General features: G+C 53.7%; 19 protein-coding genes. 9 read left to right on the forward strand and 10 right to left on the reverse strand.

What is annotated here, in order from left to right:
- Positions 1 to 68 precede the first annotated feature (68 nt).
- Positions 69 to 1,280 carry a mechanosensitive ion channel domain-containing protein gene (locus tag ACF8OF_RS02680; protein WP_346275052.1) on the reverse strand — a complete coding sequence of 404 codons (1,212 nt, stop codon included), beginning with the start codon at positions 1,278 to 1,280 and terminating at the stop codon, positions 69 to 71.
- Between the two features lie 190 nt (positions 1,281 to 1,470).
- A complete protein-coding gene (locus tag ACF8OF_RS02685; protein ID WP_392495640.1) occupies positions 1,471 to 2,019 on the reverse strand; it encodes a toxin-activating lysine-acyltransferase in 549 nt (182 codons plus the stop codon).
- A gap of 135 nt (positions 2,020 to 2,154) precedes the next feature.
- Here ACF8OF_RS02685 and ACF8OF_RS02690 point away from each other — a divergent pair, with 135 nt between their 5' ends.
- Positions 2,155 to 3,552: an Nramp family divalent metal transporter gene (locus ACF8OF_RS02690; protein ID WP_392495642.1), complete on the forward strand. Its 1,398-nt coding sequence runs from the start codon at positions 2,155 to 2,157 to the stop codon at positions 3,550 to 3,552.
- A gap of 38 nt (positions 3,553 to 3,590) precedes the next feature.
- Here ACF8OF_RS02690 and yqeB read toward each other — a convergent pair whose 3' ends face one another.
- Both yqeB and yqeC read right to left on the reverse strand, forming a co-directional pair.
- On the reverse strand, positions 3,591 to 5,207 hold the full coding sequence (yqeB, locus tag ACF8OF_RS02695; protein ID WP_392495643.1) for a selenium-dependent molybdenum cofactor biosynthesis protein YqeB: 1,617 nt from the start codon (positions 5,205 to 5,207) through the stop codon (positions 3,591 to 3,593).
- Between the two features lie 40 nt (positions 5,208 to 5,247).
- Positions 5,248 to 6,063 (reverse strand): selenium cofactor biosynthesis protein YqeC, encoded by an 816-nt coding sequence (yqeC, locus tag ACF8OF_RS02700; protein WP_279796068.1) that lies wholly within the window; start codon positions 6,061 to 6,063, stop codon positions 5,248 to 5,250.
- Between the two features lie 146 nt (positions 6,064 to 6,209).
- Here yqeC and ACF8OF_RS02705 point away from each other — a divergent pair, with 146 nt between their 5' ends.
- The 7 genes from ACF8OF_RS02705 to ACF8OF_RS02735 all read left to right on the forward strand — a co-directional run bounded on the left by ACF8OF_RS02705 (position 6,210) and on the right by ACF8OF_RS02735 (position 18,052).
- On the forward strand, positions 6,210 to 6,758 hold the full coding sequence (locus ACF8OF_RS02705) for an NTP transferase domain-containing protein (protein ID WP_392495644.1): 549 nt from the start codon (positions 6,210 to 6,212) through the stop codon (positions 6,756 to 6,758).
- Between the two features lie 345 nt (positions 6,759 to 7,103).
- Positions 7,104 to 10,214, forward strand: a complete 3,111-nt coding sequence (ygfK, locus tag ACF8OF_RS02710; protein ID WP_392495646.1) for a putative selenate reductase subunit YgfK — start codon at positions 7,104 to 7,106, stop codon at positions 10,212 to 10,214.
- 2 nt (positions 10,215 to 10,216) lie between these two features.
- Positions 10,217 to 11,542 carry a putative aminohydrolase SsnA gene (ssnA, locus tag ACF8OF_RS02715; RefSeq protein WP_392495647.1) on the forward strand — a complete coding sequence of 442 codons (1,326 nt, stop codon included), beginning with the start codon at positions 10,217 to 10,219 and terminating at the stop codon, positions 11,540 to 11,542.
- Between the two features lie 59 nt (positions 11,543 to 11,601).
- Positions 11,602 to 12,375: a molybdopterin-dependent oxidoreductase FAD-binding subunit gene (gene ygfM, locus ACF8OF_RS02720; protein ID WP_262862799.1), complete on the forward strand. Its 774-nt coding sequence runs from the start codon at positions 11,602 to 11,604 to the stop codon at positions 12,373 to 12,375.
- Positions 12,376 to 12,378: 3 nt separating this feature from the next.
- The gene (locus ACF8OF_RS02725; protein ID WP_392495648.1) at positions 12,379 to 15,249 is read left to right on the forward strand and encodes a molybdopterin-dependent oxidoreductase Mo/Fe-S-binding subunit; all 2,871 of its coding nucleotides are present in this window, start codon (positions 12,379 to 12,381) and stop codon (positions 15,247 to 15,249) included.
- 61 nt (positions 15,250 to 15,310) lie between these two features.
- A complete protein-coding gene (guaD, locus tag ACF8OF_RS02730; protein WP_392495649.1) occupies positions 15,311 to 16,627 on the forward strand; it encodes a guanine deaminase in 1,317 nt (438 codons plus the stop codon).
- A gap of 57 nt (positions 16,628 to 16,684) precedes the next feature.
- The gene (locus tag ACF8OF_RS02735; RefSeq protein WP_025154294.1) at positions 16,685 to 18,052 is read left to right on the forward strand and encodes an NCS2 family permease; all 1,368 of its coding nucleotides are present in this window, start codon (positions 16,685 to 16,687) and stop codon (positions 18,050 to 18,052) included.
- 85 nt (positions 18,053 to 18,137) lie between these two features.
- Here ACF8OF_RS02735 and ACF8OF_RS02740 read toward each other — a convergent pair whose 3' ends face one another.
- On the reverse strand, positions 18,138 to 19,064 hold the full coding sequence (locus ACF8OF_RS02740) for a sugar kinase (RefSeq protein ID WP_392495651.1): 927 nt from the start codon (positions 19,062 to 19,064) through the stop codon (positions 18,138 to 18,140).
- Positions 19,061 to 20,083 carry an SPFH domain-containing protein gene (locus tag ACF8OF_RS02745; protein WP_392495652.1) on the reverse strand — a complete coding sequence of 341 codons (1,023 nt, stop codon included), beginning with the start codon at positions 20,081 to 20,083 and terminating at the stop codon, positions 19,061 to 19,063. The genes ACF8OF_RS02740 and ACF8OF_RS02745 overlap by 4 nt, the downstream gene beginning before the upstream one ends.
- A 159-nt stretch (positions 20,084 to 20,242) precedes the next feature.
- Here ACF8OF_RS02745 and ACF8OF_RS02750 point away from each other — a divergent pair, with 159 nt between their 5' ends.
- Complete coding sequence (locus tag ACF8OF_RS02750) at positions 20,243 to 20,965, forward strand: NUDIX domain-containing protein (RefSeq protein WP_126323592.1); 723 nt, start codon at positions 20,243 to 20,245, stop codon at positions 20,963 to 20,965.
- Between the two features lie 18 nt (positions 20,966 to 20,983).
- On the opposite strand, the gene ACF8OF_RS02755 is transcribed toward ACF8OF_RS02750, so the two are convergent.
- The 4 genes from ACF8OF_RS02755 to ansB all read right to left on the reverse strand — a co-directional run bounded on the left by ACF8OF_RS02755 (position 20,984) and on the right by ansB (position 25,973).
- Positions 20,984 to 21,892 carry an ABC transporter substrate-binding protein gene (locus tag ACF8OF_RS02755; protein WP_392495654.1) on the reverse strand — a complete coding sequence of 303 codons (909 nt, stop codon included), beginning with the start codon at positions 21,890 to 21,892 and terminating at the stop codon, positions 20,984 to 20,986.
- Between the two features lies 1 nt (position 21,893).
- Positions 21,894 to 22,613 carry a ferredoxin gene (locus ACF8OF_RS02760; RefSeq protein WP_392495656.1) on the reverse strand — a complete coding sequence of 240 codons (720 nt, stop codon included), beginning with the start codon at positions 22,611 to 22,613 and terminating at the stop codon, positions 21,894 to 21,896.
- Positions 22,614 to 22,625: 12 nt separating this feature from the next.
- Positions 22,626 to 24,590, reverse strand: a complete 1,965-nt coding sequence (locus ACF8OF_RS02765) for a TonB-dependent receptor plug domain-containing protein (protein WP_392495657.1) — start codon at positions 24,588 to 24,590, stop codon at positions 22,626 to 22,628.
- Between the two features lie 339 nt (positions 24,591 to 24,929).
- Positions 24,930 to 25,973 carry an L-asparaginase 2 gene (gene ansB / locus ACF8OF_RS02770; protein ID WP_392495659.1) on the reverse strand — a complete coding sequence of 348 codons (1,044 nt, stop codon included), beginning with the start codon at positions 25,971 to 25,973 and terminating at the stop codon, positions 24,930 to 24,932.
- Positions 25,974 to 26,130 lie beyond the last annotated feature (157 nt).

A 26,130-nucleotide genomic window follows, 5' to 3' on the forward strand; every position in this document is an offset into this window, starting at 1 on the left:
CTGAGCGTACAGGGATGTATTTACAGCGACTTTTCGTTTTTGCCCGTTATCAACGCGGGCGGGACGCATCACCGTCCGGCTCTGTAACGCAGATTCGCCAGGTCATGACCGGACGGTTGCTGGTAAATATCCAGCCGGAAATATTTTGCCGACGCATTCACATATTCAAATATCTGCGACTGGGTTTCCTCATAATCAACCCAGGTGGTGGAGCGGGTAAAACAATATATTTCAACCGGCAATCCCTCCGGGGTCGGCGACATGGTTCTGATCACCAGATACATATCCTCCCGCACATCACCGCGCATTTTGATCCAGTTAAGCAGATATTTACGGAACAGCTGTAAATTGGTGACGCCTTTTGCAGCCATCCACTCTTTTACATCATCGTAGCCGGTATTTTCCGCCAGTATTTCATCCAGTGACTGACGAAAAGCGTCCTGATTCCGCAGCTCCGCTAACAACGTTTCATCGGCAAACGATACTGAGGACTGATCAATATAAAAACTGCGTTTAATACGGCGACCGCCGGAAGAGAACATCGGCTGCCAGTTGGTGTATTTTTCGGTCAGGAAATCTTTTGTCGGGATCCTTGAGATCGTATTATCCCAGTTGCGGACAGTAATGGTATGCAGTGCAATATCAATCACTTCACCGCTGATATTGCTGCCGGGTAATTCTATCCAGTCATACAGTTTCAGTACTTTACCGTTGGAGACCAGAATATTGGCGACAAAGGATAATAAGGTGTGCTGAAAGACAAACATCAGCACCGCCGCAACGGCACCGAAACCGGAAATAATAATCAGCGGCGACTGCGAGGTCATTAACGCAATAATCAGGATAAAGGAAACAATCCACACCCCGATTTTGGCGATCTCAATATAGCCCTTTATTGAGCTGTTACGGTACGATGAACGCCCGGTATGGCGCAGAATAAAGATATCCAGCCCGTCATTGACCAGTGAAGCCAGATTAATAATCAGGAATGCGCTGCATACGGTATTAAACAGAATATTCATTTCTGCCGAAAAGGTCGGCAGCATCTTATTAATATACAGTACCAGCGTGACCGCCACGACAGAGGCACTTTTCTTGGCAATACTGTGGATCATGCTGTCGTCAGTCAGGTTGGTAAATAACGACAACAAACGTTTTGCCACGCGCAGAAATATGAGCCGCCCGAGAAACCAGGTGACCAGCAGAATAACCACCAGAATCACTGCCGATAAAACGGCGCTCGCGGTAATAAAATCATATAATTCAGATAATTTTTCCATCATATCTCACAGCATACATCAAAATATCAGCAATAGAGTCTGACACAGGTAAAATAGGTGTGTTTGATTACGGGTGATATCAGGCACCGGTTATTACCGGCGGGAAATTCAGGATTTTTTCTGCGGCTCACAGACCCTGTGCCCCGGTGATTCCGGATTCAGATCGCGGGTGCCGAAGCGGCGATACTTTTCATTTCTGCTCCTGTGAATTCTGCTGCGCTTTCTGCGGATATATAACCGGATGTGCGGCACGCCATTCAGCGGCCTGTTTTTCGCTGAGTTTATGGCCTTTGAATTCGATGATTCTGATACTTTTTTCACTTTCATTCAGGCGCAGCATGCGAAAACACTGATCCGGAAAAATCGTGCTCATAATAAGCTCAGCCATCTCATTTTCCTCATCAGAAGGGGCTATCCAGTCAAATAACCAGATGCGGTTACCGCTGCGCAACTGCTGATACAACTCAGACTCATCACATCCCGCCAGATAGCGCTGTTCCGTTTCCGCACTCAGCGCCCCCCAGCTCAGGAAAAAACAGGGCTGGCTGTTTTCCAGTACCAGAACATACTGTTTTTGTTTGATAAGCGGCAGCAGCAGTTTTCCCAGCGCACGCAGCGGTGTTTTACTGTGCCGGGGAGACAACATCCACAACCAGACCGATGCCCCCCAGATTTCCGCCTCACTGGGTTTATCATCCGCCAGAAACGGGGCATAAACCGTGTATTTGCCGATTTTCATGTTTCTTCCTTTTGCACAGAGCCTGTGCGGAGAGGGTAACGCATTACGGGAAATCCTGTACCCGGTTTCATCCGAAATCCGCCCGTTGTGACGATCGCACAATTGTGATAATTCCGCATCACGATAAGGGATATAGTGATAATAATTCTCATTGCGATCACGGATGAATTTATCATGCTGAATACACCGCAACTCAGTCTGGCTGAAATCAATAATACCGTGCCGGTTGCCGGGGCAAAGTCCGGTTTTCTGCGCAAGCTGTTTGCCTTTTCCGGCCCGGGTGCACTGGTGGCGGTGGGTTATATGGATCCCGGTAACTGGATCACCTCGATTCAGGGCGGTGCGCTGTACAGTTATCTTCTGCTGTCGGTGATTTTGCTGTCCAGCCTGATTGCGATGCTGTTACAGGCAATGTGCGCGAAACTCGGGATCGTGACCGGACAGGATCTGGCGCAGGCCACCCGGGCGCGGGTCGGGCCGAAGCTGGCTGCACTGTTGTGGGTCACCACTGAACTGGCAATTATGGCGACTGAAATTGCGGAGGTGATCGGCAGTGCGGTGGCACTGAACCTGCTGTTCGGCATTCCGCTGATGGCCGGTGTGCTGCTGACCGTGCTGGATGTATTTCTGCTGCTGGTGCTGATGAAACTCGGTTTCCGCAAAATCGAAGCCTTTGTATTTGTCCTGATCTTAACGATTTTCCTGATTTTTGCCTACGAGGTGATGCTGTCAGATCCGGACATGGGCGCGGTGCTGCGCGGCTTTATTCCGTCGGAGAAAATCTTTACCTCCACACTGGCCGGGCAGGATTCCGCCCTGCTGATCGGGCTGGGGATTGTCGGTGCCACCGTGATGCCGCACAACCTCTATCTGCACTCTTCTATTGTGCAGAGCCGTCAGTATGACCGCCGCAGTGAAGCCGGGCTGCGTGAGGCGATCCGCTTTGCGACAATTGACTCCAATATCCAGCTCGGATTTTCCTTTATTATCAATTGTCTGCTGCTGGTGCTGGGGGCAGCGCTGTTTTTCGGTAACGATCCGTCTGACCTCGGGCGTTTCACCCAGCTGTATGACGCGCTGCAGAATCCGGGTATCGTCGGCGGTATCGCCAGTGCCACGCTCTCCACACTGTTCGCGGTGGCGCTGCTCGCCTCCGGGCAGAACGCCACGATCACCGGTACACTGACCGGGCAGATTGTGATGGAAGGCTTTATTCATCTGCGCCTGCCGGTGTGGCTGCGCCGCGTGATCACCCGTGGTCTGGCCGTGATCCCGGTGATTATCTGTATTTACCTGTGGGGCGATCGTGAGGATGTGGTGGAAAGTCTGCTGATTTACACCCAGGTGTTTCTGAGTATCGCCCTGCCGTTCTCAATGATCCCGCTGCTGCTGATGACCTCGAGCAAAAAAATCATGGGGGTGTTTGTCAATTCGCGGCTGACGATCATACTCGGGACGGTGTCCGCTGTGGCACTGGTGATCCTCAATTTACAGTTGATCCGGGAAGTGGCCGGGATGCTGTTTCGTGCCTGAATAATCCGGGTACGGTGCCGTACCCGGAAAATCCGCGATCAGCACGTCGGTGCGCTGTCCATTTTATTCAGCCGTGTCATGATGGCCTCCAGTACGCCACCGGCGATCGCGCGGGCTTTATCAGAGACCGAACGGAAATCGGCCAGTGCGCCGCGCGGGTCAACGTCAGCGATTTTAAACCCTTCCGGCACACACAGCCCTTCATTGAGCAGGCCGCGCACCATGCCGTCCATCGGCGAGAGAATCTCAGTATCACCGATACGGGCAATCACATCCCCTTCGTGTACCAGGTCGCCGATATTCACATGGCGCGTCATCATACCGCTGTGCGGTGCGCGTAACACCCGTTCGGTGGTTTTACCGTTGATATTGCCGGGAATGCCGGTATTCGGTGCCGCGCTGCCGTGAGTAATCACCCGTCCGAGGTGATGGCCCCGCTGCGTTTCAATCACCGCATCACAGTCAACACCCGCTTCAAAGCCAGGCCCGAGGGCAATGGTGCAGGGCGCCATCTTGCGGTGGGTACCGGCAACATTACGTTTGGCGATAATCGCATCCACCACCACATCCGGGTGCAGCGCCGGTAACAGTTCGCCGTGCTCGTCCGCCAGCACCGGAATAGTGCCTTCTTTCAGATAGCGGTTTACTTCATCAATATCATGAGCATAGCGGGCACTGACCCCTTCCACGCAGCTTTCGCCGTCATAGAGCGCCTGGGCGAAAGAGACCGTACAGCGGATCACGGTCGGTTTGCAGACATCCAGCATCACCACCTCAAAACCGCTGTGATACAGACGTAATGCCACGCCGGTTGCCAGGTCACCCGCGCCGCGGATCACCACCCGTTTTGCTCTGCGGATCTCCGCCGGGTTCTGTTTCATTGCCCCGCCCGGTGCGTCATTCATGACCTGTAACAGCTCAGCCAGAATACTGACCGCGATTTCATGCGGCGTTTCCGCACCGATATCATAGCCAACCGGCGCATGAAGCCGGGAGAGCTGTGCATCAGATACCCCGGATTCGCTTAATTGTTTGGTGAATGTCTGCACTTTGCGGCGGCTGCCGAGTAATCCGAGGTATTTCACCGGTTTTTCGATAAGGCAGTTGAGGGATTCCAGATCCTGGCTGTTAGTGGCGATAATCACATAATCTTCCGGCTGCGGATCCAGCTGGTTAACGGCATCGGTAAATGACGGTACGTGCCACAGGCGGGTTGACGGCGGGAACAGATCCGGCTCCAGACTGCCGGCATACACATCCGCCACATGAATATCGATATTCAGAAAAGCCGCCAGCTGTGCAATGGCACGGTTGACGTGACCGCCGCCGAGCAGGATCAGACGCGGACGCACGCCGTGTACCGCGATATACACCGACATCGCACCACCGCAGTCAGAGCCGACAGCATGCTGCCCGTTGCGGGCCATCCGGCCGTGAAACATACGGGAGCGCCCCTCGTGCAGCGCTTCCACCGCCTCTTCAATCACTTTACGCTCCACCATACCACCGCCGATGGTACCGATGGTTTTTCCGTCTCCCAGCACCAGCATTTGCGCACTGTGGCGGGGGGTACTGCCTGAGCATTCAATAATTTCTGCCATGGCAAACGGGCAATTCTTCTCAACCAACTTCGCTGCTTCGGTAAAAATTTTCATAAACAGACCTCAATGGATATCCCTGCATTTATCATTGATATTATTGTCGCTGCAATATGTGTGTAATTGCGGGATCTTCCCTGACGGCACCGAACCATACAGCGTTCAGCGGAGTGCCGCGGATCCAGTCTGCCAGTATATCCGGCGAAAAATTCTCATTTTGAGAAAAGCGGTTTATCAGCCAGATCCGTAATGCATCCGGTGGTGCTGATTTCCACATCCCCTGCGGGTGCCGGATCAGGCGGCTTATCGCTCCCAAATCCAGCGTATCACCGCTGTTTAAGCCGGTAACGGCAGAGAAATGTGACCACCGGTGAACATTATCAGGCCCGACGGACGCCCCCAGAAGCCGGCCATCCGTCACAGCAATAACACAATCACTGTAATCAGGTATGCAAGGTTCATGCTCAGCCGGCGCTTTTATGCCAAAACCGCGAGCTCCGTCAGCTTCGGCTAAAATAACATCAACGGCATTTTGTTCCGCCAGGGCGTTAATATCAGCGGCAGAAAAACCGCGCACCTTATTATTCAGCGGGTTCCAGCCGGTATAACAGGCAAATGAGCCACGGTTCGTCACTGCATCAGGCAGGCAGACCGGGTGACAGGCGAGAATGACCGGAAACCCTTCACGGGGCAGAAACATATGCGTGGTGGTGGTGATCATCACCTTTTTCCCTGACTGAGAAAAAGCCCGCGCCAGCCAGAACAGACAGCTGGTTTTGCCGCCTGCCCCGACAATACTGATCACCATTGCATGGCCGCCCGGATGTGTATCACATAACCGGCGCAGCGGTTCAGGTATAGTGGCGCAACTTCGGACAGGGATCTGTGTATTGAGGGCCGTTGTCATCGTCATTACCGAATCCTTTGAATATCAGTCACTTTCAATATTTACCAGCGGAGTTTATACCCATTATGCCGTCTCACCCGACCTCAGCCGATACCGCTTTATCTTATTTATCAGTCCGGGAGCCGCTTTGCCCGCAGGAAACGGACTGCATAATGACGGCGGCCGGGCTCTCCTCACGGATGGGTGAGTGGAAAATGATGCTGCCGTGGGGCCGCGGCGGTGCCACTCTGCTGGATACCAGTCTGTCGAATGCACTGCGCTTTTGTCACCGGGTCCTGCTGGTGACCGGCTTTCGCGGCTCGGAACTCGCTGCGCGTTATCAGTCCGTAAAACGCATTCAGATTCTGCATAATCCGGATTATGAAACCGGACTGCTCTCTTCACAGCGCCTGGCCGCACAGGCAGTGACCAGCGAATACTGTTTTCTCACCCACGGTGATGTGCCGTTTCTCACCCCGGAAATCTGGCAAACGCTGTGGGTACAGCGCGGTGATGCCGCACTCCTTCCCTGTTACAAGCAAGTTCCGGGCCACCCCGTACTGCTCTCCCGCGCATGTCTGCTCGCGGCACTGTCACACCCGGCGGGCAATACCATGAAAAAACGGCTGCTGGCCGGTCCTCACCGTTTTCTGACTATGCAGAGTGATGCGGTGATTACCGACATCGATACCCCGGAGGTTTATCAGTATTATCGCGGGTAATCCGGATGTACACTATTACACCCATCCCATTAATAACATTAACTGTTAACATCACTTTTTCCATTATCAATGTGATACATTTTTTCTTTTTTTGAGAATCTTATTCACCTGTTAATCCCATGGTAATCAAGATATTTTTTATTGATTCATATTCTCATTTAGCGCTGTGCGAGCTGTTTCACACTTTGACATTAAGATTAGATTTGTCTCACATTTTTTTATTTCTCTGAACGCCAAATCCGCAGCCTTAAACAATCCTGGCGTAATTGTTGCAACTGTGAGTGCATACAGTTGCATGTCCGGCACCACCGGCATGCCCCCTCATATTGCAGCAAGGAGAGTTTTATGGGAGATATAATGCGTCCCGTCCCGTTCGGCGAACTTCTGAACCGGATCTTTGAAGAATATAAGGCGAGCCGTTCCATTTTTGGTATCAATGAACGGCAGTTTTACCGCAGAGAGCATCAGCATCCTCTGATGTCCGTCTTCGGTGAAACCTGTGAGACGCCGATCGGCCCGGCGGCCGGTCCCCATACTCAGCTTGCTCAGAATATTGTGGTTTCCTGGCTGACCGGCGGCCGTTTTATCGAGGTGAAAACCGTTCAGATCCTCGATGAACTTGAGCTCGAAAAGCCGTGTATCGATGCTCAGGACGAATGTTTCAACACCGAATGGTCCACCGAATTTACCCTGCCGAAAGCCCACGACGAATACCTCAAAGCCTGGTTTGCCCTTCATTTATTAGAAGCGATTTTTGACCCGCGCACCAAAGGTGAGGCCAAATCCTTCATCTTTAATATGAGTGTCGGCTATAACCTGGAAGGGATTAAACAGCCGCGTATGCAGCAGTATATCCACGCGATGATGGATTCCTCTCAGTTGCCGGTCTTCGCGAAATACCGTGAGGAAATGAAAGTCTTTATTTCCCGTCCGGGCTTCCTGAAAGAGCTGGGTCTGGAGGATCGCAAAGCCGATCTGCTAGCCATGACTGACCGTGTACCGGGTGATTTATCCAAAGGTGTGACCCTCTCCACCATGCACGGCTGCCCGCCGGATGAAATCGAGGCTATCTGCCGCTACATGCTGGAAGAAAAGCGCATCAATACCTATGTGAAGCTGAACCCGACACTGCTCGGCTTCGCACGCGTCCGTGAAATCCTCGACACCTGCGGCTTTGATTATATCGGGCTGAGTGAGGAATCGTTCTCTCATGACCTGAAACTGGATCGCGCGCTCGAGATGTTACAGCGCCTGATGGATCTGGCGAAGGAAGTGGATCGCGGTTTCGGGGTGAAACTGACCAACACCCTCGGCACCATCAATAACAAAGGGCGTCTGCCGGGCGGCGAGATGTATATGTCCGGCCGCGCCCTGTTTCCGCTCTCCATCAACGTTGCCGCGCTGCTCTCCCGTCATTTTGACGGCAAACTGCCGATTTCCTATTCCGGCGGTGCCAGCAAGTTCAATATCCGCGATATTTTTGAATCCGGTATCCGCCCTATCACCATGGCGACTGATCTGCTGAAACCGGGCGGTTATATGCGCCAGACCGAGTGTCTGCGTGAGCTGGATAAATCCGATGCGTGGGGCATGACGCAGATTGATACGGGTAAACTGAATGCGCTGGCAGAACGCGCCGTCAGCATGGAATATACCCAGAAACACTGGAAATCAGACCAGGAAATCGACGCGGGCGGCCCGTTGCCGCTGACCGACTGTTATGTCGCACCGTGTGTGACCGCCTGTGCCATCAAACAGGACATTCCTGAATATATCCGCCTGCTGGGCGAAGGCCGCTATGCGGATGCACTGGAACTGATTTACCAGCGCAACGCCCTGCCTGCTATCACCGGTCATATCTGTGATCACCAGTGCCAGTACAACTGTACCCGCCTGGATTACGAAAGCGCACTGAATATCCGCGAACTGAAAAAAGTGGCGGTGGAAAAAGGCTGGAAAGAATACAAAACCCGCTGGCACAAACCGGCCGGTTCCGGTGATAAAAACCCGGTGGCGGTGATTGGTGCCGGTCCTGCGGGTCTGGCGGCCGGGTATTTCCTCGCCCGTGCCGGTCATCCGGTGACCGTGTTTGAGAAAGAAGCCAATGCCGGTGGTGTGGTGGCGAATATCATCCCGCACTTCCGTATCCCGCGTGAAACCATCGAACATGATATTCAGTTTGTCGCCGACCACGGCGTGAAATTTGAATACGGCTGTGACCCGCGTCTGACTGTCGATAAGCTGATGGAGCAGGGTTTCACCTATGTGCTGGTCGGGATCGGGACAGATAAAAACAGCGGCGTGAAACTCGCCGGTGACAACCGCAATGTCTATAAATCCCTGCCGTTCCTGCATGATTACAACAACAATGCGCCGCTGAAAATGGGCAAACATGTTGCGGTTATCGGTGCCGGTAACACCGCGATGGACTGCGCCCGCGCCGCCAAACGGATTGCCGGAGTGGAAGATGTGACCGTTATCTACCGCCGCTCTCAGGCGGAAATGCCAGCCTGGCCGGAAGAGTATGAAGAAGCGGTGGAAGATGATGTGAAATTCATGTTCCTGCACAATCCGGAGCAGTTCAATGCTGACGGCACCCTGCTGGTCCGCACCATGAAACTGGGTGAACCGGATGAATCAGGCCGCCGCCGTCCGGTGGCGACAGAAGAAACTGTCACCCTGAAAATAGACAGCGTGATCACCGCTATCGGCGAACAGCAGGACTGCGAAGTACTGTCACAAATCGGGGTGCCGATGGGTGACGACGGCTGGCCTGCGGTATACCGCAACAGCGGTGAAACCACCCGTGCCAATGTGTTCCTGATTGGTGATGTGCAGAGCGGCCCGTCTTCTATCGTGGCAGCTATCGGTGATGCGGGTCGTGCAACGGATGCCATTCTGGCGCGCGAAAATATCCTCTCTCACTACAGCGATAAATACTGGCTCAATGTCGATCCGCAGGATATCACGGACCGCAAAGGCGCTATCGCCGTGCAGATGGTGGACAGCGACGACCGCGAAGCGTTCGTGAAACAGGAAGCAGAGCGCTGCCTGGAGTGTAACTACATCTGTGCGAAATGTGTCGATGTGTGCCCGAACCGCGCCAATATTTCCGTGGCAATTCCGGGCTTCCGTAACCGTTATCAGACCCTGCACCTGGATGCGATGTGTAACGAGTGCGGCAACTGTGCCCAGTTCTGTCCGTGGCAGGGCAAGCCGTACAAAGACAAAGTCACTATCTTCAGTCTGCCGGAAGACTTCGAAAACAGCACCAACCCGGGCTTCCTGGCTGACGGCAGCACCTTTACTGTCCGCCTCGACGGCAAAGTCAGCAAACTGCAACTGGATGCTGACGGGGAATTCAGTCAGGTTCCTCAGGAGCTGGAAGAGATGTGCCGCATCATGAGCCATGTCCATAAACACTATCGTTATCTGTTAGGCCGGGTGGAGAAATAATTATGCTGATTCTGAAAAACGCCACCATCACTGAGTTCGAACCGGCGCAAATCCGCGAAGGGGTCGATATCGCCATTGAAGGTGACAAAATTACGGCGGTGGGTAACGGGCTTCATTCCCGTTACCCGGGCGCGGAAGTCAAAGAGATGAACGGCAAACTGGTGATGCCGGGGATCGTCTGCTCCCATAACCATTTCTATTCCGGCCTGTCACGCGGCATCATGGCGAATATTGCGCCGAGCCCGGATTTTATCTCCACCCTGAAAAACCTGTGGTGGCGGCTCGACCGCGCGCTGGATGAGGAATCCCTTTATTACAGCGGCCTTATCTGCTCTCTCGAAGCGATTAAGAGCGGCTGTACCTCGGTGATTGACCATCACGCCTCACCAAACTATATCGCCGGTTCCCTGAAAACCCTGCGCGACAGCTTCCTGAAAGCCGGTTTGCGCGGCATGACCTGCTACGAAACCACCGACCGTAACGGCGGCCTGAAAGAGCTGGAAGCCGGGGTGGAAGAGAATATCGCCTTTGCGGAACTTATCGACAGCGAACGCAAAAGCGGCAAGTCCCGCTATCTGGTGGAAGCGCACATCGGGGCACACGCACCGTTTACCGTGGCGGATGAAGGTCTGAAAATGCTGCGCGAGGCGATTAAGAAAACCGGACGCGGCCTGCATATCCATGCGGCGGAAGACAGTTATGACGTCTCTTTCAGCCACGACAAATACGGCAAGGATCTGCTGATCCGCCTGGGTGAGTTTGATCTGATTGATGAAAGAACCCTGATCGCCCATGGCCTGTATCTTTCTTCCGCAGATATTGAGCTGCTGAATAAAAAAGATGGCTTCCTGGTTCACAACGCCCGCTCCAATATGAACAACCATGTCGGCTACAACCACCGCCTCAGTGACTACAACAACGTGGTGCTCGGCACGGACGGTATCGGCTCCGATATGTTAGAAGAAATGAAGTTTGCCTTCTTTAAACACCGCGATGCAGGCGGTTCTATGTGGCCGGACAGCTTTACCCGTTTCCTGTGGAACGGTAACCGCTTACTGGCGCGTAACTTCGGCAAACAGTTCGGCCGCGTGGAAACCGGCTATCAGGCTGACCTGACCATTTGTGATTACACACCGCCGACACCATTCGTGGGGGATAACCTGCCGGGCCATCTGGCCTTCGGTCTGGGATCCAACAGTGTCAACAGCGTGATGGTGGATGGTGTGATGGTGTATGAAAACCGTCAGTTCCCGTTCGATATCGGACCGCTCTTTGCAGAAGCACGCAAAGCCGCGAAAAAGATGTGGACCCGGATGGACGCACTGTAATAAAAAAACCATGGCCTGCGGCACTGCCGCAGGTCTGAAGAGCAATGTAGGGGTAACCCATGATCGAACAATTTTTCCGCCCTGCTACCTTAACGCAGGCAACTGAGCTGAAACAACGCTTTCAGGAAAACGCCGTCTGGTTTGCAGGCGGCAGTAAACTGAATGCGGTACCGACCAAAACTGACCGCACCGTCGCTATTTCACTGTCACTGCTGCCGCTGAAATCCATTGAGTGGCAGGATGGTATTCTGCGCATCGGCGCGGTTGTCACGCTGGAAGCGCTGCGTGAAAGCCCGCTGATCCCGCGTGCGCTGTATGACGCGCTCGGTTTTGTCTATTCACGCCACATCCGTAACCAGGCCACCATCGGCGGGGAGATCGCCGCCTGTCAGCGCGAACACGCGCTGCTGCCGGTGCTGCTGGTGCTGGATGCGCAGGTTCAGCTGGCCAGCAATGATGTGATCCCGCTGGAAAGTTATCTCGCCGCACCGGATGACCGCCTGATCACCCATCTTATTTTACAGGATCCGTTCCGCCGCTGTGCCACCCGAACTGTCCGCGAAACCGCTGACGGCTGGGCGGTGGTCACTGCCGCTGTCGCACTGACCGGCAATAATGAGCAGCGGATCGCCGTGGACGGTGTCGGTTGCGGTATCAGCCGTCTGCCGCAGGTTGAGGCGAAAAATCTCAGCGGGGAAGCGCTGGAGAAAGCCGTCAGTCAGGCGGTGAAGCCGAAAGCGGATTTACTGGGCAGTGAAGAATATAAACGCTATATCACCGGAATTTTAGTTTCAGATCTGCTGACAGACTGCCGGCAAATGGGGGAGGAATAAGACATGAACGTCCATTTTATACTTAACGGCACCCCGCATTCGCCCGATTGCATTCCGGGCGAAAACGTCCGCAACATTCTGTTCAGCCTGGGTATGCACTCTGTGCGTAACAGTGATGACGGCTATGGCTTCGCAGGCTCTGATGCCATTTTATTCAACGGCCGGATTGTTAACGCATCACTGCTGATCGCCGCCCAACTGGAAGGCGCTGTCATTGAAACCGCCGAATCACTCGGCAAATGGAATGAACTGAGTGATGTTCAGCAGGCGATGGTCGATGTGGGGGTGATCCAGTCCGGTTATAACGACCCGGCTGCTGCCCTGATCCTGACTGATCTTATCAAACGTATTCCGGAGCCGGATCGCGACCAGATTGATGATGCCCTTTCCGGTCTGTTCAGCCGTGATGCCGGTTATCAGCAATTCTATGAAGTCATTGATCTGCTGGTAAAACGCCGTAAAGATCCACACTACAAAGCCGATAATGCTCCGGCCTTCCGCGATGACCTGACCGTTGTCGGGAAAGTCACACCGAAAACCGATGCTGCCGTGATGGTGCAGGCAAAACCGTGCTATGTGGAAGACCGCATTCCGGCCAATACCTGTGTCATTAAAATGCTGCGCAGCCCGCACGCTCACGCGCTGATCACCCGTCTGGATGTCAGTAAAGCCGAAGCGCTGCCGGGCGTGGTGCATGTTATCACCCACAAAAACTGTCCGGATGTGTATTACACCCCGGGCGGACAGAGTGCGCCGGAGCCGTCTCCGCTTGACCGCCGCATGTTCGGTAAAAAACTCCGTCACGTCGGTGACCGCGTGGCTGCGGTGGTGGCAGAAAACGAAGCTATCGCACTGAAAGCATTATCGTTAATCGAAGTCGACTATGAAGTACTGAAACCGGTTCTGTCTATCGATGAAGCCAAAGCTGACGGCGCACCGCTGGTGCATGATGAGCCGGTGATTTATGTTAACGGCGCACCGGCTGACCTGGCAGAGCAGAATAAGAACGCGGCAGATCGCGGCGAGCATTTGCAGATTAACTTCCCGATCGGCGCAAAACCGTGCAAAAACATTGCTGCGGGTGTTCACGGCCATATCGGGGATCTGGATAAAGGCTTTGCGGAAGCAGATACCGTTATCGAGCGCACCTATGAATCCCGCCAGGTTCAGCAGTGCCCGACCGAACCGCATATCTGCTACACCTACATGAACGGCGACCGTCTGGTGATCCACGCCTCCACTCAGGTACCGTGGCACTTACGCCGCCAGGTGGCGCGTATTCTCGGCCTGAAACAGAACAAAGTGCATGTGATTAAAGAGCGTGTCGGCGGCGGTTTCGGCTCCAAGCAGGATATCCTGCTGGAAGAGGTCTGCGCGTGGGCGACGTATGTTACCGGTCGTCCGGTCTCATTCCGCTACACCCGTGAAGAAGAGTTTATCGCGAACACCAGCCGCCATGTGGCGAAAGTGAAAATCAAACTGGGCGCGAAAAAAGACGGGAAAATCACCGCCATCAATATGGAATTCCTGGCGAACACCGGCCCTTACGGTAACCACTCACTGACGGTACCGAGTAACGGCCCGGCGCTGTCACTGCCGCTCTATCCGTGTGATAACGTCGATTTTCAGGTCACGACTTACTACTCCAACATCTGTCCGACCGGCGCATACCAGGGTTACGGGGCACCGAAAGGCAACTTTGCCCTGACCATGATCCTGGCTGAACTGGCAAAAGAACTGGATATCGACCTGCTGGATCTGATTGAAACCAACCGCGTGCATGAAGGCCAGGAACTGAAGATCCTCGGCGCTATCGGGGAAGGGAAAATGCCGACCTCGGTACCGACTGCCGCCAGTTGTGCCCTCGGCCCGATCCTGAAAAAAGGCCGCGAACTTATCAACTGGGATTCCCCGCGCAAACAGGACGGCGACTGGAAAACCGGGCGCGGCGTGGCGATTATCATGCAGAAATCCGGGATTCCGGATATCGACCAGGCAAACTGTATGGTCAAACTGGAATCTGACGGCACCTTTATCGTCCACTCCGGTGGTGCGGATATCGGTACCGGCCTCGATACCGTGGTCAAAAAACTGACCGCCGAAGTGCTGTGCTGCTGCCCGGATGATGTCCATGTTATCTCCGGGGATACTGACCACGCACTGTTTGATAAAGGGGCTTATGCCTCCTCCGGTACCTGCTTCTCCGGTAATGCGGCGAAAATGGCGGCAGAGAATCTGCGCAAGAAAATCCTGTTCCACGGTGCCGCGAAAATCGGCGAGCCGGTGGAGGATGTCACCCTGGCGGCACCGGGTGTGGTACGAGGTAAGAAAGGCGAAATCACGTTCGGGGATCTGGCGCATGCTGCCGAGGGTGGCACCGGGTTTGGTGTACTGGTGGCGAGCGCCAGTTATATCACGCCGGACTTTGCCTTCCCGTACGGGGCAAACTTTGCCGAAGTGGCGGTGAACACCCGTACCGGTGAAATCCGTCTGGATAAATTCTACGCGCTGCTCGACTGCGGTACGCCGGTGAACCCGGATCTGGCCCTGGGTCAGATTTACGGTGCCTCCATGCGTGCCATCGGCCACAGTATGTCGGAAGAGATCCGCTACGACGCCAAAGGTGTGCCGCTGACCCGCGACCTCAAAACCTATGGCGCACCGAAGATCGGCGATATCCCGCGTGACTTCCGTGCCTTCCTGGTGCCGAGTGATGACCAGGTCGGCCCGTACGGCGCGAAATCCATCTCGGAAATCGCGGTTAACGGCGCGGCACCGGCGATCGCCACCGCAATTCATGATGCCTGCGGTGTCTGGCTGCGTGAATGGCACTTCACGCCGGAAAAAATCCTGCGCGGCCTGAGCAAAATATAATTAAATCAACCCTGCCCTCGCCGGTTCCGGTGAGGGCTTTTTGTAAGCAGAGGAGTCAGCTATGTCATCTGAACATACCGTCAAAGCGGTACGCGGGAAGTTTCTGGATATCACCCGCGTAGTGACCTCGATGGACGATCTGCCTGATGCAGTCCGCCTGATTGATGACGGCCTGATGCTCATCCGGCACGGAAAAATAGAGTGGTTCGGACAATGGGAAGACGGGAAGCATCTGATCCCGGACACCGTCCGTGTCCGCGATTACACCGGGAAACTGGTGGTGCCGGGCTTTATTGATACCCACGTTCACTATCCGCAGAGTGAGATGATCGGTGCTCACGGCGAGCAGTTACTCGAATGGCTGAACCGCCACGTGTTCCCGACCGAAAAACTGTATCAGGATATTGATTACGCCCGTGAAATGTCGGCGTTTTTTATCAAACAACTGCTGCGTAACGGCACCACAACCGCACTGGTCTTCAGTACTGTTCACCCGGAATCGGTCAATGCCCTGTTTGATGCGGCAAGCCAGCTCAATATGCGCCTCATCACCGGTAAGGTGATGATGGACAGAAACGCGCCGGACTACCTCACCGACACACCGGAAAGCAGTTACGAAGCGTGTAAAGCGCTGATTGAACGCTGGCACAAGAACGGGCGCCTGCTCTACGCCATCACCCCGCGTTTTGCGCCGACCTCCAGCCCGGAACAGCTGGCTGTCTGTCAGCGGCTGCGCGAAGAGTATCCGGACACCTGGGTTCACACTCATCTTAATGAAAATAAAGCAGAAATTGAGTGGGTAAAAGAACTCTATCCGGACAGCAAAAACTACCTGGATGTCTATCACCACTACGGACTGACCGGCGAACGCAGCGTGTTTGCGCACTGTATCCACCTTGAGGAAGAAGAGTGGGACTGCCTGCACGATACCGGCTCAGCAGTGGCGTTTTGCCCGACATCAAACCTTTATCTCGGCAGCGGCCTGTTTAACCTGAAAAAGGCGCTGGCGAAAAAAGTGAAAGTCGGGATTGGTACCGATGTCGGTGCCGGAACGACCTTCAACATGCTGCAGACACTGAGTGAAGCTTACAAAGTGATGCAGTTGCAGAAAACCTGTTTAACCGCCTTTGAAGCATTTTATCTCGCCACCCTCGGCGGGGCACATTCATTAGGACTGGATAACTGTATCGGTAACTTTGCCGCCGGCAAAGAAGCGGATTTTGTGGTACTTGAACCGACCGCGACCCCGCTCCAGCAGTTGCGTTATGACAACTCTCGCACGCTGGCGGAGAAACTGTTTGTGATGATTGCGCTTGGTGATGACCGCACGATTTACCGGACTTACATCGATGGACGCCTGGTCTATGAACGGACCTGACGCACACCAATGCTGTGATTAAAACACATTTTCATTTCATTCTCGGGGTCTGCAATTATGTCTGATAATACAACACCGGATAACACCGGGGCGGCAGCAAAAGGCGCACTTGATGCGTACTTTAAAATCTCCGCCCGCGGCAGCAGCGTCAAACGGGAGATCCTCGCCGGGGTCACCACCTTCCTCGCCATGGTCTATTCTGTCATCGTCGTTCCTTCCATGCTCGGCAAAGCCGGGTTCCCGCCGGGCGCTATTTTTGTCGCCACCTGTCTCGTCGCCAGTATCGGTTCTCTGATGATGGGACTGTGGGCAAACCTGCCGATGGCTATCGGCTGTGCTATCTCACTCACCGCCTTTACCGCGTTCAGCCTGGTGCTCGGGCAGCAAATCAGTATTCCGGTTGCACTCGGCGCGGTTTTCCTGATGGGGGTGATTTTTACCCTGATTTCCGTTACCGGGGTACGAAACTGGATCCTGCGCAACCTGCCGATGGGGATAGCCCACGGCACCGGGATTGGTATCGGTCTGTTCTTACTGCTGATCGCCGCCAACGGCGTCGGCCTTGTAATAAAAAACCCGCTCGAAGGTCTGCCGGTGGCAATGGGGGCGTTTACCTCTTTCCCGGTGGCGATGTCGCTGATCGGGCTGGCGGTGATTGTCAGCCTGGAAAAAATGCACGTGCCGGGCGGGATCCTGCTGGTGATTATCGGGATTTCGGTTATCGGCCTGATTGTTGACCCGAACGTCACCTACCAGGGGCTGATCGCCATGCCGTCACTGAGTGGCGCGGACGGTAAATCCCTGATCTTCAGCATGGATATTATGGGTGCGCTGCAAACCGCCGTTCTGCCGAGTGTGCTGGCACTGGTGATGACGGCGGTGTTTGATGCCACCGGCACCATCCGCGCCGTCGCCGGACAGGCCAACCTGCTGGATAAAGACAATCAGATTATCAACGGCGGCAAAGCGCTGACCGTGGACTCCGTCAGCTCCATTATCTCCGGTGCAGTGGGTGCTTCCCCGGCAGCGGTATATATTGAATCCGCGGCGGGGACAGCCGCAGGCGGTAAAACCGGACTGACTGCCGTGACCGTCGGTGTGCTGTTCCTGCTGATCCTGTTCTTCTCACCGCTCTCTTACCTGATCCCGGGATATGCAACCGCACCGGCGCTGATGTATGTCGGCCTGCTGATGCTGAGTAATGTGGCAAAACTGGATTTCGACGACTCTGTCGATGCCATGTCCGGGCTGGTGTGTGCGGTCTTTATCGTACTGACCTGTAATATCGTCACCGGGATTATGCTGGGCTATGTCACCCTGGTGATTGGTCGTCTGGTGGCAAAAGAGTGGCGCAAACTCAACACCGGCACGGTGATTATTGCCATCGTGTTAGTCGCGTTCTATGCGGGTGGCTGGGCTATCTGATCAATAAACAAACGTGGTTTTATTCCTTACGGGGCACGCTGTGTGCCCCGTTCTGTTATCCGCTCTCTGACGGTACACCGGTTTCTTATTCATACATCAGCCTTCCCTGTATATCCGCAATACCGATTGTGACAATACATCCTGCATTGAAATGCAGAAAATCGGACTCTATCCCGTCAGAAAAAATAACCCCGTTTTCCGGCATCTGTGATTCAAGCTGTAATGTCATCGTATTATCGACCGCCCCGAAAACCAGTGAGGTTCCGGATGTCCGCCCAGGGAAAGGCTCCCGCACACTGAACTGCAGCCGCTTTTCATCCCAGCCGATCCCGGCACGCAGCGGATGTGAACTGCCGCCGGTCACCCCCAGCGCACCGGCCAGAACCGATTGCAGCCAGCCAGTGGAACCCAGACCTGTTGAGACAATCACCCCGGAGGAAGACTGCGCTTCCGCCTGCCCGCCGTGACTGAGAATATAGCGGGCCGATGTGTGACTTTTCGGCCCGATAAACAGATCATTGACCGCCAGCATTTTCTGTCCGTCATTGGTGACCGCCTGTGCGAAACTCAGGGCTTTCGACGGCATATCCCGGTTCAGTGTCCGCGTCACCACCGATTCCAGCTGCGGCAGCTCAAAAGGCAGCAGTATGCCGTCCCAGCGTTCCGGATCAGGATTAACCGCAATCACCGGCTGGCCGTTCAGGTATTTCAGGGTATTCGCCACCAGCCCGTCGCGGCCGATAATCACCACAATATCGCGGTCAGAAAACTGATACCCCGGCAGCAGCGTGCGATCCGTAACCTGTACCTGTCCTGCCTGCAGCAAAATACGTTTCGCCTCTGTCAGCTGCGCCTGGTAGCGATCGTGTTCCGCCAGGTAATCACTGACAGAGATACCGTTATGCTCCAGATAAAACTTCGCCTGCGGCCAGGTATTGAAACGGGCGATCAGCTCCTGCAGCCGGGTTTTCTGTGTGACCAGGACAAACCGTACTTCCTCCCGGCAGCTCATGCTTTACTCCCTTTTCTCATCATCTGACTGAACATATCCGGCGCGATATTCAGCTCACCAATTTTTCCGGCATTCTGTGCCAGTGACTCAAAGGCCATCGCCATCAGTTGTTCCGGCGCCATCCGGCTCAGGGCAAGGGCTTTGAGATTTTCCACCGGCAGTTCACGGTACGCTTTCATTTTGGTTTCAATCGCATACGCATCGGCGTCGGACTGAACACGCTGGTTATCGGCACTGAGAGAAACCAGTGTCTGACGCTGCTGCTCCTCACCAATCTCTGCCGCCAGCCGTTCCTGTGACATTGCTGCCTGCTCGCGCAGCAGTGTACGTTCATTTTCCAGCCGGGATTCCTCTATCTGCTGCTCTTTTTTCTGCACAGAGAGATCGGTTTCCAGCTCGGCCTCTTTGATCGTGCGCTCCTGCTCAACCGAGGATTTGCGCCGCGCATAAATCGCGTCATCCGCTTCTTTCAGCAGGGATTCCCTGGCTTCCGCTTCGAGTGCGCGGGCCGTTTCCGGTGTCGGGTTAATGGCGGTGACAGAGAAATCCAGAATGGTGATCCCCAGCGCCTCAACCGCCGCCTGCTGTGACAGACGTGACTGCACCAGTGCCACCAGCGACTGACTGAGCAACAAGGCCTGACGCAGCGGCGTGGATTGGATCTCCGCCTGGATAATGGTTTGTGCCGCACGGACAATCCGGTCATTCAGTTTCATCGGGTCGTCGGTCGCGTAGGTTTTTCCGTCCCGGTTGAGCACAAAGTTAAGCACCCCGGCCGTTTTTTCCGGCGCACTGACCTGAAAGGAGAGCTGTCCCTGAACACGGAGATTCTGAAAGTCTGCGGTCTGAAAATTAAAAATAAACGGGGTTTCCTGTGCCGTTAACGGCAATGCGGCGATCGATGTGGTCGCACTGTTGTACCAGAAGCTCAGCCCTTGTCCCTGACGTTTAACATTACCGTTCACGGAACGGATAACAAATGTGGACGGGTCTGCTTTAAAGAATTTTAAATTAAACATAGTATCACCTCATTAGTGTCGTTATGACAATAACAATATAGTGACTTATTGACACTATTAATGTCAAGCCGAATTAGTGTCTGAATGACATTTAATTTGCAATCCGGATTTCTCTCCTTACAATAGAATGACTTATCCCGATTTCAGGATGTGACACAAATGGATGAACAAACTTACCTCGCCGGTTATCAGCGCCGTGATTTTTTGTCGCCCCTGGTGACCGTTGATGCGGTACTTTTCACTTATCACAATGAAACCCTGCATGTACTGCTGGCCGAACGCGCGGAACATCCGGAAAAAGGCAAATGGGGATTGCCCGGTGGTTTTGTGGATGAGGCCCAGGATAAGACTCTGGAAGATACCGTACTGCGGAAACTGCGGGAAAAAACCGGTGTGACACCGCCGTACATTGAGCAGTTATGTACGGTTGGCAATGATCAGCGGGACAAACGCGGCTGGTCAGTCACCGTCTGTTATACCGCGCTGATTGCCATGCAGGCGTGTGAAAAACAGATTAATACCGTTAATTCCGTCAGATGGATACCGCTGGATGAAGCAGAGAATATGACACTGGCGTTTGATCACCAGTTACTTATCCGCCAGGCCAGAGCACGGCTGCGCCAGAAATCGCTCTATTCCGTTGTGCCGGGATTTGCTCTGCCGGAAACCTTTACCCTGCCGGAATTGCAGCACGTTCATGAAATTCTGATTGGTCAGCCGATTCAGAAAAAATCATTCCGCCGCCGTCTCGAGCAGGCCGATCTGCTGATTGATACCGGTGAAAAACGGGCGGAGCGCGGTCGCCCGGCGGCACTGTACCGCCTGAAACCGGCGTCGGCTGATTATCGTTTTATCCGTAATCTGGAGACGGACGAAGAATAACACCGGGTTCTGTCCGTATTACTTTCTGACCGCTTCCGCAATCGTCAGCAGCACATCCGGGCTTTTCACATTGGGATAAACGCCGCTGAACGGGATAACAATATAGCGCCTGTTTTTAACCGCTTCGAGGTGAGACAGCGCCGGATGATTCGCCAGCCAGGCTTTCTTCTTTTCTGCCGGTGACCAGACCGCATCGGCGAGGATGATATAGTCCGGCTGTTTATCCAGCAGGGTTTCCGGGGAGACATGAATGCCTGCCATCGGCATGTTTATAAACACATTTTCGCCCCCGGCCAGGGTGATGACTTCGGTCATAAACCCTTTCTTTCCCTGTGACATCAGGGTGTCGCTCTGGCTGTCGAGATAAAAAATCACCGGTTTCCGGGGCAGCGGCGGCAGGGCTTTTACCTGCGCCAGCGTGGCATCGATACGGGCAACGGCGGCATCCGCCTCTTTTTCCCGCCCGAGAACCCGCCCTAGGCGCTGCAAATCTATTTTAATACTGTCAAATCCGCTGTATGCCTGACGTTCACAGGCAAATGCCATCAGATAGCTGCCGATACCGGCACGTTGCAGATCATCCTGTCCGCCCATCGAAGCCATAAAGGCAGAGGAAAACCCGGCCACGACAAAATCCGCCCCGGAGGCGATCAGTTTCTCGGTGGCGGGGTATTTGGCTGAAAAAACCGGAATACCGTGATAGCGCCCTGATTTCAGTGCCTCCGCTGAATCATCAATATAGCTCACGCCCAGCATCTGCGGCCCGGCATCCAGCGCCAGCACCATATCCGCAGCGTGCTGATTCATGGCAATGATATGCTGCGGCGGTGCAGGTTTATCCCACTGCGGCTCACAACGGTTTCCCGCTGACGCCCCCGCTGACAGCAGCAGAAGCACCGCACTGAGCGCATAGCGGGCAATTCCCATCTTATTTATGCTCCGCCAGCAACGACGGTACCACTCTTCCCTGTTCTATCTGTTCAGACACAAACAGATGGATCTCTTCCGGCGTGGTCAGGCGATACCATAAATTATCCGGATAGACCGTGACCAGCGGTCCCTGATTGCAGGGATACTGGCAGTGCGAGCGGGTCAGCAGCACGCCGTTTTCATTTTCAAACAGGTTGCGTGCCGCAAGCTGATGGCGCAGTTGCATCAGCAGGGATTTGGCACCGCGACAGACACAGCGCGGCCCCATACAGAAGAAAAGGTGATAGCGGTACGGCGGTGTTTTTTCCCAGTTCGGGTTGGATTCCGCTTTCGGCTCACGGCTGTTCGACTGCTTTTCCAGTTCCGTCATCACCTCACCGGCCTGTTTGGCATCCGCCGCCACGTCCGCCCCGGTAAGTACACACAAACTGCGGAATACCCGTAACTGCGGATAATGCGCTGCTATTTCCTGCTCCAGCGCGGAGGTCAGGGACATCAGTTTTTCAGCGGATTGCGCCGGATCGGTCAGCACCATCAGCAGGATACAGCGGGTATCCGGTGTGATCGTTTCCTTCAGCTGATGCAATACCGCCCCGCTGTCCGCACAGCAGGCGGTATCACCGGGAAAGCCCTTCTCACTGAGTGACAGCCAGAAATCCGCAGATAAGCACGCCTCATTCTGCAATGTGTTCAGATACAGTGTGACATTCTTTCCCATCGCTCAGTGTCCTCAGAAACGGTAGGTGTAACGCAGTTCAGCGGTTAACGGACGACCCAGGTTGTCCACTTTTTCCAGGCCGTTGCTGGTCAGTCCCGCCGGATAATCGCGATCAAACAGGTTTTCCACCAGCAGCGTGAGCTTATGCTGCTGCGCATGATCCACATACAGATACGCGCTGGCATCAAACACGGTGTAATGACCGTAGGTATCACCACCGGATTTCAGTTCACCCACATAGCGGGCAGCCAGTTCCGCGCCCCACTGTTTCGCCGGAGCGTCATAACCAATGCGGCCGCGGGTAAAGAGTTCCGGGATATCGTTGAGTGTCGCACCGTTTTTGGTATCCAGCCAGTTACGGGTGATATCCCCGGAGACATACCAGGATTCATCGAAGTTCAGTTTTGTAGAGAGCACCACGCCTTTGGTACGGATTTCACCGTCACCGTTCACCCATTTGTCGTATTTACCGACTTTCACTGTGGTGATCAGATCATTGATTTCACGCGCATACGCTGTTGCACCGAATTGCCAGGCTCCGCCGTTTTCCCACTGCGTCAGATAATCGAATCCGGCTTCGATATTTTTACTGGTTTCCGCTTTCAGATTGGCATCACCGATGGTTTGCTTGCTTTCATCATTCACAAACAACTGTTCAGCGTTCGGCAGTTTAAATGCCGTTCCCACCTGGCCGCGTAAATTGAGCTTTTCATTCACCTCATATTTGGTGCTTGCCATCCAGACCGTCGCATCCTGACCGCCTTCAAAGCGCTCATAACGCACGCCGAGACTCGGTTTCAGTTCCGGTAAGACAGGGATATCCGGTCGCACCTGTAAATACAGGGCATTGGCTTTCGCGGTATCCGTTTCGATCTTCATGACCTCATCTTTACCTTTGTACCACTGGTTATCTGTACCGAGGACAAACTCGTTATCCCCGAACAGGTAAGATTTGATCTGCGCCTGAACGCCGTAGTCGCGGAATCCCCAGTAAGAATCGTCATTCTGGATATCCACGGAGCCGTCCGCCAGATAACGGCTGCGGTCATAACGGGTATTCCAGTCATTAAGATGTGCACGGATTGAGTAGCTGGTGTCCGCACTCAGAAAATGCTCAAAGGAAACCGTCGCCAGATGGTGATCACGTTTGTTCATCGCCTGGCGGTGATGGTTCGGGGACACCATATCCAGATCGGCCTGTGTATACTGGTAGAATCCCTGTAACTGCGCAGCATCCGCAATGGTCTGTGTGACCTGAACACCCATAGAGGTCACGTCATAGCCACGCTTTTTCTGACCGATCGTGCCATTGTAATCACTGTCGCGGTACGGCTGATAACCATCTGATTTACTGCGGGTTACCCACGCCATCAGGCCGGTTTTGCCGATATCGTTATCAAACGCTTTCTCGATATACCCTTCACCATAACGGCCTTTATCCGTATCCGCGCCGACACTGAATTCACCGGACAGCACTTCTGAGGTCGGCTTTTTGGTGACAATGTTAATCACACCGCTGATCGCCTGAGTACCGAAAGAGAGACTTTGTGCCCCCTGTAACACTTCGATACGGTCAATCGCAATCAGCGGCAGAGTATCGAGATAGATCCCGCCGAACAGGCGGTTATTCAGACGAACACCGTCAATCAGAATTAAGGTGTCATCCGGACGTCCGCCCATAAAGGAATATTTCCCGTAGCCGTAAGCCCCCTGTCCCAGAGAAACATATAACCCCGGCACATATTGCTGTAATACCTGGTTTAAATCGGATGACGGCCCTGAACGCTGAATTTCCTCACGGGTAATAACCTGTAATTTGTTCCCGTAGTCAGCCAGTTCATTCACGGTGGTGGATTCAATGGTGGAAGATCGGACAATAATCGTGTCGCCATTATTCCCCTGAGTTCCGGCGTGTGCGCAGAACGATAACAACACCATGGCGGATAATGGTGCCAATGCAAACTTAACTGATTTCATACCTTTCTCTTTTATTATTTTGTTGTGATACATGCCGTGAAGACAGAGTCGCCCTGACTCAGAAACAGACAATATACTGAACAAATTCAAGGGGTAAATATGAAAACCGTTCTTTTTCCCGCTTTGTGAATACGGACAGATTCAGCCCCTTTTTTCTTTAAATTCCTGTGGGTAGCTGTGTCTTTTTTGTTTCATTTGTTAATTATCATTAATGACAACTATCTCCCCAAACCCATCAATTGATATGCTATAACATAACATTGCTAACATAAGAACAGCTCAGATAATAAAAAACCGCAACCCCGTCTGCTGGTGGTTGCGGCCTGAAAAAACGCTTAATTAATATTTTTCGAAGAATGACTGAATTTTCTGCGGATCAGTGGTTTGTGTCAGGGCAAGTTGCAGTAACACCCTGGCTTTTTGCGGATTCAGCCTGCCGGAAGCGACAAAGCCGTATGCGTCATCATCCACTTCTGCGTTACGGGTGGTATAGCCCGTTGGCACCCTGCTGGCACGGACAACCACCACACCCTCTTTGGATGCCGCGGCTAATGCCTCAAAAATGCCTTTATACATATTGCCGTTACCCACACCTGCACTGACAATCCCGGCATTTCCCTCGTCCCGCAGGGCTTTTACCGGCGCATCTGACGCATTGGCATAATTATAAACAATGCCGACTTTCGGCAGTTCACTGAGTTTACTGATATCAAATACCGCACCGGCCTGACGTGGTTGCGCGGTCTGATAATAGGTCACTTTACCGTTATGAATAAACCCGGTATCACCGGCATTCACCGCTTCAAATGCCTGCACTTCCGTCGTGTTCATTTTGACCACATCACGCCCGCTGATCACCTTGTCATTCATCACCATCAGCACACCGCGATCGGCTGCCGATTTGTCTGTTGCCAAAACCACTGCATTATAGAGATTCAGCGGGCCATCCGCGCCCAGCGCCGTGGAAGGACGCATTGCCCCCACCAGCACAACCGGTTTATGGCACGATACCGTCAGGTCAAGAAAGTACGCGGTTTCCTCCAGCGTATCGGTGCCGTGGGTGATGACAAATCCGTCCGTTTTATCACAGGTCCGGTTAATTTCTTTTGCCAGCGTCAGCCACACCTTGTCATTCATATCCTGTGAGCCGATATTCACAATCTGCTCACCACTGATATCAGCCAGTGCTTTGACTTCCGGTACGGCATCAATCAGCGCACCAATTCCCACTTTTCCGGCCTGGTAACCGGACGAAACCGACGATTCTCCGCCCCCGGCAATCGTGCCGCCGGTTGCCAGCACCGTCACGGAAGGAAGTGCAAACGCCGGGGTCATAAAGAGAGATATCAACGCGGACAGCAGAATCTTGTTGCGGTTTTTCATACCTGAATACTCCATTGCTCAGTAGAATTATAAATAGCCAATTAATAAATATAGAACTAATTGGATATTTAAATTCTTCTTATGAGAAATATTCACAGCAAGATGCTAAAAATGAGATCAGGCGCGGGATTTTAAAACGCTAACTCAGAAGAAGCCG

It is taken from the genome of Morganella sp. TYF_1, from assembly GCF_043105645.1.
Classification (GTDB): Bacteria; Pseudomonadota; Gammaproteobacteria; order Enterobacterales; family Enterobacteriaceae; genus Morganella; species Morganella morganii_B.